Below are 16,746 nucleotides of genomic sequence, written 5' to 3' on the forward strand. Positions count from 1 at the left end.
GTACTGCTCCCGCTTTAATTTTTACTGTGACTGAGCCATTTCAGATGAAGATGTAGATGCCTTTTCTTTTTTGATTATCTCTGTATTTCCATCAATAAAGTCTACTATAAATTCATCGCCCTGTTTTATCTTCCCTTCCAAGATAGCCTCTGAAATCTTGTCTTCTACCATACTCTGGATTGCTCGCTTTAACGGTCTTGCACCAAATACAGGGTCAAATCCTTTTTTAGCAATTGCTTCAACTAAGGAAGAAGTAAACTCTGCATAGTACTCGCTTGCTTTTATCCTTTCCTGCAAGTTTTTAAGCATTATCTCTACAATCTTTTTAACATCCTCTTCATCAAGCGGATGGAAGACTATAATTTCATCAATTCTGTTCAAAAACTCTGGTCTGAAAGTTTTCTTAAGCTCTGCCATGACATTTTCCTTTATTCTTTCATATGTTCTTTGTTTTTCATCTTCTGAAGTTGAAAATCCTAACTTTTTAGGGTTTGTGATGAGGTTTGCTCCTATGTTAGATGTCATGATGATAACAGTGTTTCTAAAGCTTACCGTTCTTCCCTGAGAGTCTGTGAGCCTTCCATCGTCAAGTATCTGCAAAAGCAGGTTGAAAACATCAGGGTGCGCTTTTTCTATCTCATCGAACAGCACAACAGAGTACGGTCTTCTTCTGACCTTTTCGGTAAGCTGGCCACCTTCTTCATATCCGACATAACCTGGAGGCGAACCAATAAGCTTTGACACATTGAACTTTTCCATATACTCCGACATGTCGATTCTTATCATAGCATCCTCTGTGCCAAACAGTGCTTCTGCTAAAGCCCTTGCAAGCTCTGTTTTACCTACACCAGTAGGTCCAAGGAAGATAAACGAACCAATTGGTCTTTTCGGGTCTTTGAGACCAACTCTTCCTCGTCTTATAGCCCTTGCAACAGCTTTAACAGCCTCATCCTGACCAACAACTCGTCTGTGCAAAACCTCTTCAAGCTTTAAAAGTCTTTCAGATTCATCTTCGGTAAGTTTATTTACCGGAATCCCTGTCCAGCTTGATACAATGTACGCTATATCATCTTCTGTAACAATTGGCTGTGTCTTTTGCTGGTCATTTGTCCATGAATTTTTTATCTTTTCAAGCTCTTGGCGAAGTTTCATTATTTCATCTCTTATCTTTGCAGCTTTTTCGTACTCCTGAAGTCTTATAGCCTCTTCCTTTTCTTTTTCAAGCTTTTCAATCTTCTCTTCAAACTCCTTAACATGCGGTGGCAGTGTGTACATTCTGAGTCTCACTCTTGATGCTGCTTCATCAATAAGGTCAATTGCTTTGTCCGGCAAGTATCTATCTGTAATATATTTAGTAGACAGCTCAACAGCAGCTTTTATAGCCTCATCAGTTATCTTTACACCATGATGAGCTTCGTATTTGTCTCTAAGACCTTTTAAAATCTGTATAGCCTCTTCAGGTGTTGGCTCACCAACCAAAATTGGTTGGAATCTTCGCTCAAGTGCAGCATCTTTTTCTATGTGTTTTCTGTACTCATCAAGTGTAGTTGCACCAATTACCTGTATCTCACCGCGTGCAAGAGCAGGTTTTAAGATGTTTGACGCATCGATTGCACCTTCTGCTGCACCAGCACCTATTATAGTGTGCATCTCATCAATAAACAGAATTACATTTCCTGCTTTTCTAACCTCTTCCATAGCTTTTTTGAGCCTTTCTTCAAACTCTCCTCTGAATTTTGACCCTGCAACCATAGCGGAAAGGTCTAAAGCCACAACTCTTTTATTTCTCAAAAGTTCTGGAACATTTCCCTCAACAATCTTTTGTGCAAGCCCTTCAACAATGGCAGTCTTACCAACCCCCGGCTCACCAATCAAGCACGGATTGTTCTTTGTTCTTCTTGACAAAATTTGAATAACTCTCTCTATCTCCTTCTCACGGCCAATTACAGGGTCAATTTTGCCCTCAAGCGCAAGCTGTGTAAGGTCCCTACTAAACTGATTTAACGTTGGAGTGTTCTGTGTTTGGAAATTGATCTGCTGCTGAGGAGATACACCACCAACATTTTTTGCATCCTCGTTCAAAAGCTTCATTATCTCTTCAAAAAGTCTCTGCGGGTCAACACCAAGGTCCATTAAAATCCTGACAGCAACACTTTCTCCTTCTCTCATTATCGCAAGCAGGATATGTTCTGTGCTGATATAACTGCTGCCAAGTCTTCGCGCTTCCATAAAGGCAATCTCAAACACTCTTTTGGTCCTTGGGGTAAAACCTGTCGGTGGCTGTGGAAGCTGATAATCGCCTCTTCCAATTAGCTCTTCAATTTCATCAATAACCTTTTCTTCAGTAACACCCTGGCTTTGCAAAACTCTTGCAGCAATGCCACCACCTTCTCTTATAAGTCCCAAAAGCAAGTGCTCTGTTCCAACATAGTTATGACCAAGCTCGGCAGCAGCCTGCTGCGCAAGCATTATTGCTTTCTCAGCTCTTTCTGTAAACCTTCCTTGAAACATATTAATTCTTCCCTCCCTATTCCAAAATTTTTCTTATAAGTTCTGCTCTTTTTATGTCTCTTTCCTCTGGTGTCATTTCCCTGCCAAAGTAGTCTTGGATAATGGCTGGCTGAATTAAATTCAAAAGCACATCCAACCTGTCAATTGTTGTTTCTTTAATTATACCCATACTGATACCCATTCTCACATCAGATATGAGCTTTAAAGCTTCGTTTGAAGAGATATTCCTTGCATATTTTAAAATTCCATATGCTCTGTAAACCTTGTCTTCGACAAAAGCTCTGTTTTCGCTCAAAAGCTTCAATCTTGCCTGCTGTTCCTGCTCTATTATCTGGTTTGTAATTGAAATTACATTTGCTATAATGTCTTCTTCAGGCTGACCTAAGGTAATCTGATTAGAAATTTGATAAAGATTTCCTGCTGCCTCACTTCCCTCACCATAAAATCCTCTCACTGCAATCCCCAACTTTGTTATTGTGTCAATTATTCCTTTCATGTATCCCAAAAGTGTCAAAGCAGGAAGATGAAGCATAAAAGATGCTCTCAAACCGGTTCCAACATTTGTAGGACATGAAGTAAGATACCCCCATGTTTCGTCATAGGCATAAGGAAGATGCTGTTCCAAAAAGTCGTCAATCCTGTTTGCATCTTCCCATGCTTTTTGTATCTGCTGTCCCCTATAAAGAACCTGAATTCTTAAATGGTCCTCTTCATTTATCATAATGCTGATATTCTCATTTTGGTCAATTGCCACAGCACTTTTTATTTTTGATGATGCAAGTGCGGGTGATATTAAATGTTTTTCTATTAACACCTGCCGTTTTATAAGAGGTAGCTTTTTTATCTCAAAAAACTCAAAATGATACTGCTTGTTTTTCAAAATTACATCCCTTACCCTGTCTATAACATTTGAGGCATCATAGTCATTCATCTTTATGGTAAAAGGCACATCAGAAAGATTCCTTGCAAGTCTTATTCTGCTTGTAATAACAATATCATTCATCTTGAAAAATCACTCCCGTGAAAGCTTTTTTTCAAGCTCTCTTATCTTATCTCTAATCTGTGCAGCTTTTTCATATTCCTCATTCTTTATAGCCACATTGAGCTCTATTTTGAGCCTGTCTATTTCCCTTTTTATTGCTATATCTTCACCCATCTTGGTAGGAATTTTACCCACATGCTTGGTATTACCATGAATTCTGCGAAAAATGGGATAGAGTTTTTCTGAAAAAGAGCTGTAACACATAGCACAACCAAACCTGCCAGCTCTTCTGAATTCATCAAATGTCATACCACAACCCTTACATGTAAGAGCAATCTCAAAAGAAGGTTTCAAAACTTGGGTTCCAAAAGTTGGCTCTAATATTCCTGCCAAAAAGTTTGTTACAGAAAATGGTGCGTCAAACTCTATACTGCCTTTTTGTTTTGCACATACTTCGCAAAGATGCATCTCTGTCTTAACTCCGTTTATAATCTGAGTATAGTGAACAGTTGCCGGTCTTTTCCCACAATTTTCACAAAGCATGATTTCTCACCGTCCTTTAAAAAGAAAAGCTTCTTCTCATTTAAATATTACCCATTCATAAGAGAAATTATCATCGCTTTTAGAATTAACATTCTAAGCGTATCTTTCAACGGCTGGTTCACAGGTATTGTCTTGTCATTGAGCGCAGCTTTCATTATATTTGCTTCTCTTTTTGATATCACACCATTTTCAAGTAAACACTCAACAATTTCGTTTGCCTGATGCTGGCTTACAGGTGAGTTTATATTGTTCAAAATATTTTCAAGCAGATTAGAAGAATTTTCAAACTTGACTTTTACAATTCTAATAGACCCGCCACCACCACGTTTACTTTCAATGTAATATCCTCTTTCAATAGTAAACCTGGTGGAAAGCACATAATTTATCTGAGATGGTGCACAGTTGAAAAAGTTTGCAAGTTCATTTCTTTGAATCTCAACCTCACCATCTTTTTTTTCAATAAGTTGTTTTATGAACTCCTCAATGATGTCAGAAAGCCTTGGCATAAAAATTCCACCCCGCTTTAACCTTTGCTGACTTTGACTATCTTTGACCTTGCAAATATATTTTAAAACATTTTTCTTTAAAATGCAATATTTTTTTGTTGTTAAGATGTAACAAATATATTATAATCATTTGTATAAAATGCTTGTTTGAGAGGTAAGAAAAAAGGTTGAACCTCAAAAAGTTAGTATTTGTAACCTCTTTGATAGTTTTGGCGTTATTTTCCTTCTTCTTATCCATGCATATTAGCAAAAACTTTTTCTCAGCTATAATTTTAAAACAAAATCACACCTACATTCAAGAAGAGAAACTTAAGATTTTTGAAAAACCAAAACCTTCACATAATCAAAATTCAGCCAATCTCAGTCTAAATAAAAATGGTAAAAGTAAAAATCTTCTTCATACTCAAAATAAAGATGTACAAGTTGAAAAGCAGGAAAAAAATGAAAAAATTATTTATCTTACTATTGATGACGGTCCATCACCTGTCACCCCTTCTATACTCGAAATTTTGGAAAAGGAAAAAGTTAAAGCTACATTTTTTGTTGTAGGTGTAAACTGTATAAAATATCCTCAATACTTAAAAGAAATTTATCAGAAAGGCCATTTGATAGGAAATCATTCATATTCTCATCAGTATAATAGCATATATAAAGATTTTAAACATTTTGTTGAGGACTTCAAAAAGGCACAAGCTACTATATATAAAATTATAGGAGTAGAACCCAAATATTATAGATTTCCTGGGGGCTCTTTAAGCAGAGTTTCACCACAAATTAAAAAATTTCTTGATGCAAATGGTATAGTATATATCGATTGGAACGCAATTACTGGCGACTCAATAAAAAATCATGAAAATCTTACACCAAATCAAATCTTAAAAATTACAACTTCAACAGCTAATAAAAAAAATGAAGTTGTACTTTTAATGCATGACAGTTCTTCTAAAAAGAATGTAATAGAAGCTCTGCCAAGTATAATCAGAACTTTCAAAAAACAAGGATACAGATTTGAAACAATTGACAGGATACAAAAACCCATTCAGTTTAAAACAAAAGCCGCATCACATTGATGCGGCTTTTAACTTCCCCATTTTATTTAAAACCTGCAGTGGTTATCTTGCTGCCTTTATCTTGGAGAAACAATCACTGCAGTATATGGGTCTGTCGTTTCTGGGTCTGAACGGAACCTTTGTCTCTTTCCCACAAGCGCTGCACACTGCATCGTAAAGTTCACGTCTTTGGGTTTGTCTTCCTTCTCTTCTTTGCATAGCTTTTCTCTGGTCCCTACACTCTTTACATCTTGTTGGTTCGTTCTTGAACCCCTTCTGCGCGTAAAATTCCTGTTCACCTGCTGTGAACACAAACTCTCTTCCGCAATCCTTGCAAACTAAAACCTTGTCTTGATACATTCTAAAATTCCCCTCACTTCATGGATTTAGATTTTTCTGACGCCTATTGTTCCTTTGCCGAACAACCAACGTCTTCTTAATTATAACCCCATTTTAGCATTTTGTAAATAGCAAATTAAAAATTTTTTACTCCTCTTCTTCCTCCTGCAATGAAGCTTTAGCTGCCTCTATTACCTTTTGGGCAATATGGCTCGGTACCTCTTCATACCTTGCAAACTCCATGGAAAAATATCCTCTCCCCTGTGTCATGGACCTGAGGTCTGTTGCATATTTGAACATTTCAGCAAGAGGAACTTCTGCCAAGATCTCTTCTAAGTGATTGTCAAGCGGCTGCATACCCAGAACTCTTCCTCTTCGCCTGTTCAAATCACCCATAATATCACCTGTATAGTCTTGTGGAACTACAACCTTCACGCTCATGATAGGTTCTAAAAGCACCGGGTTTGCCTGCGCAAGACCTTTTTTGAAGGCTAAAGATGTTGCAACTTTGAACGCAAGCTCTGAAGAGTCAACCGGATGGTATGATCCATCAACCAAAGTAGCTTTCAAATTCATAACAGGATAGCCTGCAAGTACACCCTTTTTAATACACTCTCTTAGTCCCTTTTCAACAGCAGGAATGTACTGTTTTGGAACAGCACCGCCAAATATTTTCTCTTCAAAAACTAAGTCTTCTTCCGGGCTTGGTTCAAATTCAATAAACACATGCCCGTACTGGCCATGTCCACCTGTTTGTTTTTTGTACTTTCCTTCGCTCTTTACCTTTTTTCTGATAGTCTCTCGATAAGGAACTTTTGGGTCAGACAAGACAACTGAGACACCAAACTTGTTTTTAAGCTTGCTGACGATCACATCTATGTGCATCTCACCAATACCATAGATGATGTTTTGACCAGTCTCATTGTTCTTTTCTATCCTGAAAGTAAGGTCCTCTTCCATGAGCCTGTGAAGACCGTTTGAAATCTTTTCCTCATCGCCTTTTGTCTTTGGCTCAATTGCAAGCATAAGCCAGGGACGTGGAAAATCAATCTCTTCAAGCTTGATAGGTTTTGACTGTTCGCACAGGGTGGAGTTTGTCAAAGTAGATTGTAGCTTTGTCACAACTCCAATGTCACCTGCCACAAGCTCAGATACAGGAATCTGTTTTTTGCCTCTTATCATAAAGATTTGTGAAATCTTTTCAGGCTTTTCTGACATGGTATTAAGCAAGGTCATCTCCGGCTTTAAAACACCGCTTACCACTTTAAGATATGAAATTCTGCCAACAAACGGGTCAGCAACTGTTTTGAATACAAAAGCACAGACAGGTTGGTTTTTGTCAACTTTTATATTTAATTCATTTCCATTTTTCGTATCCTTTGCTTTATACTGCTTTTCATTAGCTGCCGGCAAGAGTCTTGAGATGCTGTCCAAAAGTTCTTTAACACCAAGACCCTTTGTAGCACATCCGCACAATATCGGAAAGACCGACCTTTGTTTTACCCCTTCGCTAAGTCCCCTGTAGATTTCATCCTCAGAGATTTCTTCACCTGCAAAATATTTTTCCATCAGATTTTCATCATTTTCGACCGAATCCTCAATAAGACTATTTCTTATCTCTTCAATTTTATCACTCAACCCGCTCGGAATTTCTATTTCCTTTGCGGTGTTATCTTCATACCTATAAGCTCTTTTTGAAATCACATCAACAAAACCAACAAACCTTCCATTTTCGACTATCGGATACTGAATTGGGATTGCCTTTGGCGTTAAAACTTGCTTAATTTTATCCACTACTTTATCAAAATTGGCATTTTCCTCATCCATCTTGTTAACAAATATAAGCACCGGAAGACTATGCTTTTGAGCAAGCTCCCATGCCTTCTCAGACCCAACCTGCACACCTGTTTTTGCACCGATCACCAACACTGCAGAGTCAGCTATATGCAATGCTTCACATACCTCTCCAACAAAGTCAAAGTATCCCGGTGTGTCAAGAATGTTTATCTTGTAGTTCTGCCACTCAAGAGGTTCTACTGTCATTGAAATTGAGATTCGCCTTTTTATCTCTTCAGGGTCAAAATCTGATGTTGTTGTACCATCTTCTATCCTTCCCATTCTGTCTATACATTTTGCGGCAAACAACATACTTTCTGTGAGGATTGTTTTTCCATCCCCCCCGTGACCAAGTAAAACCACATTCTTTATATACTGCGGAGCATAATCTTTCATACAGGCATTCCCCCTTGTAACTTAAAAGATTTAAATTTGTGTACGATAAATAAGATATTCTACAATGATTTTAAAAATCCTTTTGCTACTTTGCTAATCTTTTCAGAAAAAATTTGAAAAGGTATGTTTAGCAGAAGTTTAAAATGAGTTAGAATATATAAATCTTATTGACGTGGCAAAAAATGTTGCTGTAAAATTTTATATAGAAGGCTTTTTAATCTGATTTTAAAAAATAAAGGGGTTTTAAAATCACATGAAAAAAGTGACAGTTGATCAGCTCGAAGAAGGTATGAAACTTGCGCGGGATGTGTTTACTGAAAACGGCAAGCTTTTGCTTCCAGAAGGGTTTATCATAAAACTTTCATTTATTCAAAAGCTGAGAGAACACAACATTGACAGCGTCTATGTGGAAGATGAAAAAGCTGAAAGTTATGTGAAAGAAGAGGTTATTTATCATGAAACCTTTGTTGCCATTCAGGACCTGATGCTGTCTGCAAAGGCAGGAGAAATTGTTGACCCATTTGTCGCAAAAGAAATTGTAAATGATATCGTCTCTCAAATAATCGAAGAAGAAGATGTATTTTTGAAAATTGTTGGATTTAGAGATGTGGATAACTATACATACTTCCACTCTGTTGATGTGAGCATTTTTGCCGCTATAATTGGAAAGCTTTTAGAACTTGACAGAAAACAAATAGAAGATTTGGCTTTGGCAGCACTTCTGCATGATTTTGGCAAGATGAAAATCCCTCATGAGATATTAAACAAACCCGCAAAGCTTACCGACGAAGAGTTCGAAGAGATGAAAAAACACACTATATACGGATATCAAATTGTAAAAAACATGGAGGGGATTTCTGAACAAGTTGCAGAAGTAGCACTTTTGCATCACGAAAGACTTGATGGTTCTGGATATCCTCTCAAACTAAAAGGTGATAAAATACCACTATTTGCCAAAATTGTGGCAGTGGCAGATGTTTACGACGCGCTTACAGCAGACAGAGTGTATAAAAAGAAAATAGTGCCAACAAAGGCAGCAGATTATCTTACAAAATATTCGGGCATTCATTTTGACAAAGATATTGTCCAAAAGTTTTTAAAGATGGTAGTTAAATATCCGGTGGGTTGCTTTGTTGTTCTAAATACTGGCGAGATTGCAATTGTGTACGAAGAAAATCCTTTCAACAAGACAAGACCAATCGTGAAAGTTGTTGCAAGAAAAGAAGGTCCACCTGTGCTCATTCCTTATTTTGTGGACCTTTCTCAAGATTATAAAAGGGAAATTATTGATGTAATTAACTATTAACTTTTTTTGCTTACAAGATTTATATAAGGGACAGCATTTTCACGGTAAGATGATACTATTCCTTTTTGCAGCTTAAAGTATCCACACGAAGCAATCATAGCTGCATTGTCTGTACAGTACTTAAATTCCGGCACAAAAAATTCAATATTGTGCTCGGCACATTTTTTATAAAATTCACTTCTTAGCTTTGAGTTTGCAGCAACGCCACCGGCAACTGCTATTTTTCTTATATTTGTCTCAAGTGATAGATTGATTGTTTTTTCAACAAGTATGCTCACAACTGTTTTTTGAAATGACGCAGCAACATCTTCTATTTTAAATTCTTCGCCCCTCTGCCAAAGCCCATGAACATGGTTTATCACGGCAGATTTTAATCCGCTGAAGCTAAAATTGTATCCACCAACATCAGCAACAGGATATTTGTATTTGTCCTCATCACCTTGCTTTGCGATTTTGTCTATGGCAGGACCGCCAGGATATCCAAGCCCTAAGTATCTTGCAATCTTATCAAAAGCCTCGCCTGCCGCATCATCTCTAGTTTTACCAACCACCTCATACTCTTCAAAATCTTTTAAAATAATTAGATTAGTATGCCCTCCAGAGACCACCAGAACAATCAGTGGTGGTGTAAGCTGAGGGTATGTTATAAAATTTGCATAAATATGCCCTTCAATGTGATTCACAGCAACAAACGGAAGCCTTTTTGCATAGCTTAGTGCCTTTGCAAAAGAAAGTCCAACAAGAAGCGAACCTACAAGACCAGGTCCGTACGTTGCAGCAATACCATCAATGTCGTCTATAGTCAAACCTGCCTGTTTGAACGCCATATCAACAACGTATGAAATTTTTTCAACATGTTTGCGAGAAGCTATCTCTGGGACAACACCACCAAATTGATAATGAATATCTATCTGGGAGTATATTACATTTGACAGAATCTTTCTTCCATCTTCTACAATTGCAGCAGAAGTTTCATCGCATGAAGTTTCAATCCCAAGTACAAGCATCTTTTATCTCTCAGCTCCTTAACCAAGAATAAAGTTTAATACCCTTTTATTATACCAAATTCTCATAGAATTTTAATTTTTCATATTACATATTTTTGATATAATAGATTAGTCTAAGACTTTTTTAAACAGAGGAGGGTATGGCTTTTGACAACATTTCAAGCAATCTTCTTAGGAATATTGCAGGGGCTTGGAGAATTCTTGCCAATTTCAAGCTCTGCGCACCTGATAATCTTCCCATGGCTCTTTGGCTGGAAAGAACACTCTCTTGTATTTGATGTTGCTCTGCATCTTGGAACACTCTTGGCGGTACTTGTATATTTTTGGAAGGATTACTTGGATATCGTGGTACAAGGGATTGCAAAGCCAAAGTCAGAAAAAGGAAAATTGTTCTGGTTTATAATAGTTGCAACAATTCCGGGTGCACTTTTTGGATACTTATTTGAAAATATTGTAGAAGAAGTTTTCAGAAAACAATATCTTTTGATTGCAATTGTACTTGCAGTGTTTGGTTTTATCTTGTACTATGTAGACTCAATTGCAAAAAATAAAATAGAACTTTCAAAGATGAATGTGTTTCAAGCAGCCCTAATTGGTGTCTCACAGGCGTTTGCTCTTTTCCCCGGGATTTCGCGATCTGGCATAACAATGACAACAGGACTTTTGCTTGGTCTTAAAAAAGAAGCTGCAGCTAAATTTTCGTTCTTGATGTCAGCACCTATTATACTTGGTGCAGGAGCTGTGTCGCTTTTAAAAAACATCAATCATGTGTCTGCTGAGTTTTCCAACTTTGCAATTGGCTTTTTTACATCGGCAGTTGTAGGTTTTCTGGCAATTCATTTTTTGCTTGGTATTGTCAAAAAAAGCGGTTTTAAAATTTTCGCATATTACAGATTTTTCTTAGCTGCAGTCATTTTAGCCTTCTATCTTTTAAGAGCAGTGTAGATAAGCTCAGCATTGCTATAATGCCAAGGCCTATATATCCCATGAGAGAGTACAATTTTCTCAGCAATACCTGAAACTGATTAAAGCCCAAAAGAAGCGAAATAATGATAATAACAAACTCAGCTTTTGAGTTTTTGATAGAATAGCAAAGTCCCATGTAGTTTGCAAGAACTGTTGTAAGTATTTCTAAAAATGCACATGTAACAAGAATAAACTGCAAAATAATACTCTTTTCAACTTTTAAAAGAGGCATCTGGGAGGTTTGAGTGCTGCTCTTTGAAAGCAATATGGTATTTATAATGCTCAGCAATAAAAAAATTAGTATTGATGATATCACTATTGATATTTTTATCTCCTCTTTATGAAATCTTTCTTTAAGACCATTTATTACAGGAAAGGCCAACAACGAATTGTAAGTAGAGTAAAGCAGAGGAAAGATAAGATGCTGTGAAATATTTTTTGGTAAAGTGCATTTTAAACTTTCAAATTGAAAGACTATCTCATTTTTATGCACAGATCTTAGAAAAATTAGAATAACTGTTGTAGTTAAAATGCTAACCACAACTTTATTTATATTTATAACTGCCAGCAAACCATGTTTGAAAATTGCAATGCTCAAGACAAAACAAAGCAGAGTAAATATATACCTGCTTACTCCCAAAAATTCTTCTCCAAGCTGACCAAATGCAGAAAACATAACTATTAGTGTGATTATAGAAAAGAGTAAGATGTAAGATTTGAAAATAATTAAAATTATTCTGTTCTTAATTTTGATGTTTATAAGATAAAGCAAAATAAGAAATATCAAAATGGAAGAAAGGCTAATATAAAAAATGCTTGTTTCTTTGAACTGAGAGAAAAAATAGAAAACCTCCTGACCGGTGGAAAAACCAGCACCTATTATTGAGCCAAGGACGCTTGATATAATTGCAAAAATTCTTCCCATGTGCGATGCTTCTCCTAATACCATCATATATTTCTCAACTTACATGATATTTAAATTCAAAATACTATATGAAAGAATTCTGGAGGAAGAAAAAATGGAGTTTATAAAACAAATATTTATCTCAATTGCTGAATACCTATCTCAGTTTGGTCATTTAGGTATATTCATAGGAATGACGCTTGAGTCTGCCTGCATTCCAATACCCTCTGAAGTCATCCTGCCACTTGGTGGGTATCTTGTATACAAAGGAATTGGAAGTGTACTCTCCATGACCATTGTTGCAACCCTGGGATGTTTAGCAGGATCTGTAATAGCCTATGTATTAGGGTATTTTGGCGGAAGGCCATTTATACTCAAGTACGGTAAATACTTTTTTATCTCAAAGCACGATTTCGAAAGAGCAGAAAAATTCTTTCAAAAAAGAGGGGAAATTACTATATTTTTGAGCAGACTTCTGCCTATTATAAGAACATTCATCTCACTTCCTGCTGGAATTGCAAAGATGAATTTTACAAAGTTTTGCTTTTATACAATCCTTGGTTCATTCCCATGGTGCTTCCTTTTTGTGTATCTTGGCAAAAAACTTGGAGATAATTGGAAGTCAATTGAAGAGAATTTAAAAGGTTTTGATTATCTTATATTAGCCCTAATAATTGCTGCAATTGTGGGTTATGTTGTCTATAAAATCTTTAAAGGCAAAAAGTCAGCTGAGATTGAATAAATATAAATGTTGATGTATAATTATTAAAAACATTTGAGTGAGGGACCAAAACAATGAAGTTAGATGAGATAATCTCTTATGATTCACAGTACTATGTCAACGTTTTTGGCAGTCGAATACCACTTGCATTTGTAAGAGGAAAAGGATGCATTCTTTATGACAGCCAAAACAAAGAATATCTTGATTTTATCTCTGGAATTTCTGTCTGCAATTTGGGGCACAGCCACCCAAAATTTGTTGCTGCCCTGAAAGAACAGATTGAAAAGCTTATACACACATCAAGCCTGTTTTATATTGAACCTCAAGCACTTTTGGCAAAAAAACTTGCTGAAGTTTCTAAATTTGACAAAGTATTTTTCTGTAACTCTGGGGCTGAGGCAAACGAGGCTGCAATAAAGCTTGTGAGAAATTATTTTTATAAAAAAGGGCTTTCTAAATATAAAATCATTACACTTGAAAATTCGTTCCATGGAAGAACTCTTGCAACAACTGCTGCAACAGGTCAAAAAAAGTATCAAAAGCCCTTTGAACCAATGCCAGAAGGATTTATAAACGTTGAGGCAGACATTGAAAAGATAAAAAATGCCATAGACGACAAAACAGCAGCGGTTATGATTGAGCTTGTCCAGGCAGAAGGCGGAATAAAGGTGCTTTCAAAAGAGTTTGTACAAAAGCTTTATAGCCTCTGCAAAGAACACGGGCTTTTGTTTGTAATTGACGAGGTTCAGACAGGTATTGGAAGGTGCGGCAGTCTTTTTTGTTTTGAGCAGTATGATATAACACCTGATATAATTACTCTTGCAAAAGGGCTTGGAAATGGTGTGCCGATTGGAGCTATGCTTTGCAAAAAAGAGGTTGCCACATTTGAACCAGGGGAGCACGGTTCAACTTTTGGTGGAAATTTGCTTGCAACAAGAGCAGCTTTAGAAGTATTGAAGATAATCGAAGAAGAAAATATAATTGAAAATGTAAATAAAATGAGCACATACTTAAAGCAAAAACTTCTTGAGCTAAAAAAAGAATTTGATTTTATAACAGATGTGAGAGGTTTAGGTCTTTTAATAGGTGTTGAATTTTCCTTCCCGGTAAAAGATCTTGTAAAAGAATTAGCGTTAACTGGACTTTTGACAAGTAGCTGTGGTGGAGGCAATGTAATACGATTTGCTCCACCTTTGATTGTTCAAAAAACTCACATAGATAAAGCTTTGGAAATCTTCAAAGACGTGGTGAAAAGGTATGCTGACATGGGAAGAGCTTGAAAATGCATGTCTTTCATGTGAAAAGTGTCCTATTTCTAAAAATCGCACAAACGTTGTTGTGGGTGATGGGAATAAAAACGCAAAGCTTGTGTTTGTAGGTGAAGCTCCGGGTGAGGAAGAAGACAAGCAAGGAAAACCTTTTGTGGGAAGGGCAGGAAAGTTTTTGGATTTGGCTTTGGCTTCTTTAGAGCTTTCAAGAGAAAAAGATTTTTATATCTGCAACATTTTAAAGTGTAGACCCCCAAACAACCGCGTTCCAACAGAGCTTGAAGCTCAAAACTGCTTGCCTTTTTTGAGAGCCCAGATAAAACTCATCTCTCCAAAAATAATTGTCTGCCTCGGTGCAACTGCCATGAAATATATTCTTGGCAAAGACCTTAAAATCACTCAAGACAGGGGGAAGTGGTTTGAAAAAGGTAGTTTTTTGATTATGGCTACATACCATCCAGCAGCACTTTTAAGAGACCCAGGCAAAAGAGAGGATTTTTACAGGGATTTGAAAAGTGTAAAGGAAAGGCTGGAGAAAATAAAATAGTTGCCAGAAAAAAATATAAATGAGGGGCAAACCATTTTGTGGTATGCCCCTTTAGCTTCTTATGGTATCTTTATTCTAATTACATTGCCATCTACTACTCTATCAGAGTAAATAGCATAAACTGTAAAGTAATAGTAATGTCCTCTTTTGAGTTCCTTATATTCTCCATTTAGTAAATACTTATCTTTTGCTTTGATATTTACAGAAGTAACGTTTTTATCTGATATTACTGCCAGTAACCCATCTTTATTTAAGTCGGGTGTTGAGTTTTTATCAGATACTACAACTTTATATCCTTGAAGCTTATCGCTATCAATTTTGTCCCATCTTAAGTTTATATACCACTGTCCCCTCCATCTTACTGTTTTTGCCTGCAACTTTGGTCTTAATTTTGCAATCTCCAAATTAGAATAATAAATGGCCTTGATGCTATTCCCAGGGACAACCCTGTCCTGATACTGAGCTGTTACACTAAAATAATATTCTTCACCATCTTTTAAATACTCACCGAAATCTCCATTTTTGTAAGGAATTGTGTTGTCAATAATAATCTGAGTTGTATTTTTGTCATTGATAAAAACAAGATAACCATTGTCCGGATATTTAGGTTCTTTAGTCTTTTTGGATATCACAATCCAATATCCTATAAGTCGGAAATCGTCTATCTTTTGCCAGCTTAAAACAAATTTATTGTCTTTATATTCATACTTAACAGATGGTTTTTCAAAATAATTTGGTATAACTGGCATTCTCATTTTCACAGCATTGCCTTTTACGTAGACATTTCCTTCATAGATTGCTGTAACACTGAAATAATACTCTTCTCCGCTCTTTATATAAGCTCCAAAATCGCCATTGTTATATTTTGAGTTTACTCCAATTTCTATATAATTGGCATTTCTATCAGATAAGATTGTAAGATAACCATCTTGCGGATATCCCGGCTGGCTATTGTTTTTTGAGATAACAACTGCATATCCTTTCAGTTTTTTGTCATTTATTCTATTCCATATCAGGACAACTCTGTCCCCCTTTGTATAGGCAGTAACATTGGGTACAGGATAAGTATATTGCTGATTAGAACCTGATGAAGAATCGTCATAGGTAACTTTTTCTTCAGTTGATTGAGCATTAATAACATTATACAACAGCACTGCTGCCTGTGCACGTGTTAGAATTCCTTGCGGGTCAAACTTATATTGATTAGAATTTGAAACTGGGCTTCCCACCATAATACCCTTTGCAATGGCAATTGCGACATGTTTAACAAGATTCTTTGATATCTGGTCTTTATCAATGTAGTTACTTAAAATACTCAGGTCAACATTTTCATTCTGCAATCCCTTTGCTTTTACAAGGGCAACTGCCATATCCTCTCTTACCGCATAGTCAGATGGCTTAAAGTAGTCACCATTCTGAGTTCTAAAACCTGTCAAATAAAATTTTGCAGTCTCTACATGTGGATATGCCCAGTGGTCTTTTGGAACATCTTTAAAGGATGGATTATCTGTCACTTTGATTGGAAGGTTCAAGCTAATTACCATAATCCTTGCAAATTCAGCTCTTGTAACTGGATTGTCTGGTCTGAATGTGTTATCTGGATAACCTGTTATAATTCCTCTTTCTACCATGAATTTCACTGCATTGTATGCCCAATGATTTTGAGGAAGGTCAGAAAAAATAGGATTTGATGTGCCTTGCGCAAAAGCAATTGCAGAAAAAATTTGTACTATAGCAAAAACCAACATTACACATATCAGCAAAAGACGCTTTTTAAATAATTTCATCCTCCTCTGAACCCCTTTCTTAAATTTATTTTAATTGTGATACTTCCATTATAGCCATAATTTTTATAATTCATATTA

The 16,746-nt window shown here is 36.4% G+C and carries 15 protein-coding genes; 6 read left to right on the forward strand and 9 right to left on the reverse strand.

The features are described 5' to 3' along the window. Positions 1-21: 21 nt before the first annotated feature. Genes ATHE_RS09175 through ATHE_RS09190 form a run of 4 tightly spaced genes read right to left on the reverse strand, consistent with a single transcriptional unit; the run spans position 22 to position 4,542 of the window. A complete protein-coding gene (locus ATHE_RS09175) occupies positions 22-2,511 on the reverse strand; it encodes an ATP-dependent Clp protease ATP-binding subunit (protein WP_015908215.1) in 2,490 nt (829 codons plus the stop codon). Positions 2,512-2,527: 16 nt separating this feature from the next. Then, the gene (locus ATHE_RS09180; protein ID WP_015908216.1) at positions 2,528-3,514 is read right to left on the reverse strand and encodes a protein arginine kinase; all 987 of its coding nucleotides are present in this window, start codon (positions 3,512-3,514) and stop codon (positions 2,528-2,530) included. A 9-nt stretch (positions 3,515-3,523) separates the two neighbouring features. Then, positions 3,524-4,036 (reverse strand): UvrB/UvrC motif-containing protein, encoded by a 513-nt coding sequence (locus tag ATHE_RS09185; protein ID WP_015908217.1) that lies wholly within the window; start codon positions 4,034-4,036, stop codon positions 3,524-3,526. Between the two features lie 47 nt (positions 4,037-4,083). After that, positions 4,084-4,542 (reverse strand): CtsR family transcriptional regulator, encoded by a 459-nt coding sequence (locus ATHE_RS09190; RefSeq protein WP_013429898.1) that lies wholly within the window; start codon positions 4,540-4,542, stop codon positions 4,084-4,086. A gap of 167 nt (positions 4,543-4,709) precedes the next feature. Between ATHE_RS09190 and ATHE_RS09195 the strand changes: the two genes are divergently transcribed. Continuing rightward, positions 4,710-5,612 carry a polysaccharide deacetylase family protein gene (locus ATHE_RS09195; RefSeq protein ID WP_015908218.1) on the forward strand — a complete coding sequence of 301 codons (903 nt, stop codon included), beginning with the start codon at positions 4,710-4,712 and terminating at the stop codon, positions 5,610-5,612. Positions 5,613-5,654: 42 nt separating this feature from the next. Here ATHE_RS09195 and ATHE_RS09200 read toward each other — a convergent pair whose 3' ends face one another. Then, positions 5,655-5,951 (reverse strand): zinc-ribbon domain containing protein, encoded by a 297-nt coding sequence (locus ATHE_RS09200; protein WP_013290922.1) that lies wholly within the window; start codon positions 5,949-5,951, stop codon positions 5,655-5,657. Between the two features lie 126 nt (positions 5,952-6,077). Further along, a complete protein-coding gene (fusA, locus tag ATHE_RS09205; RefSeq protein ID WP_015908219.1) occupies positions 6,078-8,162 on the reverse strand; it encodes an elongation factor G in 2,085 nt (694 codons plus the stop codon). 253 nt (positions 8,163-8,415) lie between these two features. Here fusA and ATHE_RS09210 point away from each other — a divergent pair, with 253 nt between their 5' ends. Further along, the gene (locus tag ATHE_RS09210; protein ID WP_015908220.1) at positions 8,416-9,468 is read left to right on the forward strand and encodes an HD-GYP domain-containing protein; all 1,053 of its coding nucleotides are present in this window, start codon (positions 8,416-8,418) and stop codon (positions 9,466-9,468) included. On the opposite strand, the gene tsaD is transcribed toward ATHE_RS09210, so the two are convergent. Beyond that, positions 9,465-10,475 (reverse strand): tRNA (adenosine(37)-N6)-threonylcarbamoyltransferase complex transferase subunit TsaD, encoded by a 1,011-nt coding sequence (gene tsaD, locus ATHE_RS09215; protein WP_015908221.1) that lies wholly within the window; start codon positions 10,473-10,475, stop codon positions 9,465-9,467. The two genes, ATHE_RS09210 and tsaD, sit on opposite strands and share 4 nt — an antisense overlap. 147 nt (positions 10,476-10,622) lie before the next feature. On the opposite strand from tsaD, the gene uppP reads away from it, so the two are divergent. Then, complete coding sequence (gene uppP, locus ATHE_RS09220; RefSeq protein ID WP_015908222.1) at positions 10,623-11,420, forward strand: undecaprenyl-diphosphatase UppP; 798 nt, start codon at positions 10,623-10,625, stop codon at positions 11,418-11,420. Here uppP and ATHE_RS09225 read toward each other — a convergent pair. Further along, positions 11,386-12,366: a hypothetical protein gene (locus ATHE_RS09225; RefSeq protein WP_015908223.1), complete on the reverse strand. Its 981-nt coding sequence runs from the start codon at positions 12,364-12,366 to the stop codon at positions 11,386-11,388. The genes uppP and ATHE_RS09225 overlap by 35 nt on opposite strands. Positions 12,367-12,460: 94 nt before the next feature. On the opposite strand from ATHE_RS09225, the gene ATHE_RS09230 reads away from it, so the two are divergent. Genes ATHE_RS09230 through ATHE_RS09240 form a run of 3 tightly spaced genes read left to right on the forward strand, consistent with a single transcriptional unit; the run spans position 12,461 to position 14,881 of the window. After that, positions 12,461-13,087 carry a DedA family protein gene (locus tag ATHE_RS09230; RefSeq protein WP_015908224.1) on the forward strand — a complete coding sequence of 209 codons (627 nt, stop codon included), beginning with the start codon at positions 12,461-12,463 and terminating at the stop codon, positions 13,085-13,087. Between the two features lie 53 nt (positions 13,088-13,140). Further along, positions 13,141-14,346: an aspartate aminotransferase family protein gene (locus tag ATHE_RS09235; protein WP_015908225.1), complete on the forward strand. Its 1,206-nt coding sequence runs from the start codon at positions 13,141-13,143 to the stop codon at positions 14,344-14,346. Further along, positions 14,324-14,881 (forward strand): uracil-DNA glycosylase, encoded by a 558-nt coding sequence (locus ATHE_RS09240; protein ID WP_015908226.1) that lies wholly within the window; start codon positions 14,324-14,326, stop codon positions 14,879-14,881. Before ATHE_RS09235 ends, ATHE_RS09240 begins: the two co-directional genes overlap by 23 nt. A gap of 59 nt (positions 14,882-14,940) precedes the next feature. On the opposite strand, the gene ATHE_RS09245 is transcribed toward ATHE_RS09240, so the two are convergent. Further along, positions 14,941-16,668 (reverse strand): S-layer homology domain-containing protein, encoded by a 1,728-nt coding sequence (locus ATHE_RS09245; RefSeq protein WP_015908227.1) that lies wholly within the window; start codon positions 16,666-16,668, stop codon positions 14,941-14,943. Positions 16,669-16,746: the final 78 nt, after the last annotated feature.

This window comes from Caldicellulosiruptor bescii DSM 6725 (genome assembly GCF_000022325.1).
GTDB classification, from domain to species: Bacteria; Bacillota; Thermoanaerobacteria; order Caldicellulosiruptorales; family Caldicellulosiruptoraceae; genus Caldicellulosiruptor; species Caldicellulosiruptor bescii.

What these genes read in the sequence shown, in the direction of transcription:
- ATHE_RS09175 (WP_015908215.1), bottom strand. Translation starts at nt 2,511, where the DNA reads ATGTTTCAAGGAAGGTTTACAGAAAGAGCTGAGAAAGCAATAATGCTT.
- ATHE_RS09180 (WP_015908216.1), bottom strand. Translation starts at nt 3,514, where the DNA reads ATGAATGATATTGTTATTACAAGCAGAATAAGACTTGCAAGGAATCTT.
- ATHE_RS09185 (WP_015908217.1), bottom strand. Translation starts at nt 4,036, where the DNA reads ATGCTTTGTGAAAATTGTGGGAAAAGACCGGCAACTGTTCACTATACT.
- ATHE_RS09190 (WP_013429898.1), bottom strand. Translation starts at nt 4,542, where the DNA reads ATGCCAAGGCTTTCTGACATCATTGAGGAGTTCATAAAACAACTTATT.
- ATHE_RS09200 (WP_013290922.1), bottom strand. Translation starts at nt 5,951, where the DNA reads ATGTATCAAGACAAGGTTTTAGTTTGCAAGGATTGCGGAAGAGAGTTT.
- fusA (WP_015908219.1), bottom strand. Translation starts at nt 8,162, where the DNA reads ATGAAAGATTATGCTCCGCAGTATATAAAGAATGTGGTTTTACTTGGT.
- ATHE_RS09210 (WP_015908220.1), top strand. Translation starts at nt 8,416, where the DNA reads ATGAAAAAAGTGACAGTTGATCAGCTCGAAGAAGGTATGAAACTTGCG.
- tsaD (WP_015908221.1), bottom strand. Translation starts at nt 10,475, where the DNA reads ATGCTTGTACTTGGGATTGAAACTTCATGCGATGAAACTTCTGCTGCA.
- ATHE_RS09225 (WP_015908223.1), bottom strand. Translation starts at nt 12,366, where the DNA reads ATGGGAAGAATTTTTGCAATTATATCAAGCGTCCTTGGCTCAATAATA.
- ATHE_RS09230 (WP_015908224.1), top strand. Translation starts at nt 12,461, where the DNA reads ATGGAGTTTATAAAACAAATATTTATCTCAATTGCTGAATACCTATCT.
- ATHE_RS09235 (WP_015908225.1), top strand. Translation starts at nt 13,141, where the DNA reads ATGAAGTTAGATGAGATAATCTCTTATGATTCACAGTACTATGTCAAC.
- ATHE_RS09240 (WP_015908226.1), top strand. Translation starts at nt 14,324, where the DNA reads ATGCTGACATGGGAAGAGCTTGAAAATGCATGTCTTTCATGTGAAAAG.
- ATHE_RS09245 (WP_015908227.1), bottom strand. Translation starts at nt 16,668, where the DNA reads ATGAAATTATTTAAAAAGCGTCTTTTGCTGATATGTGTAATGTTGGTT.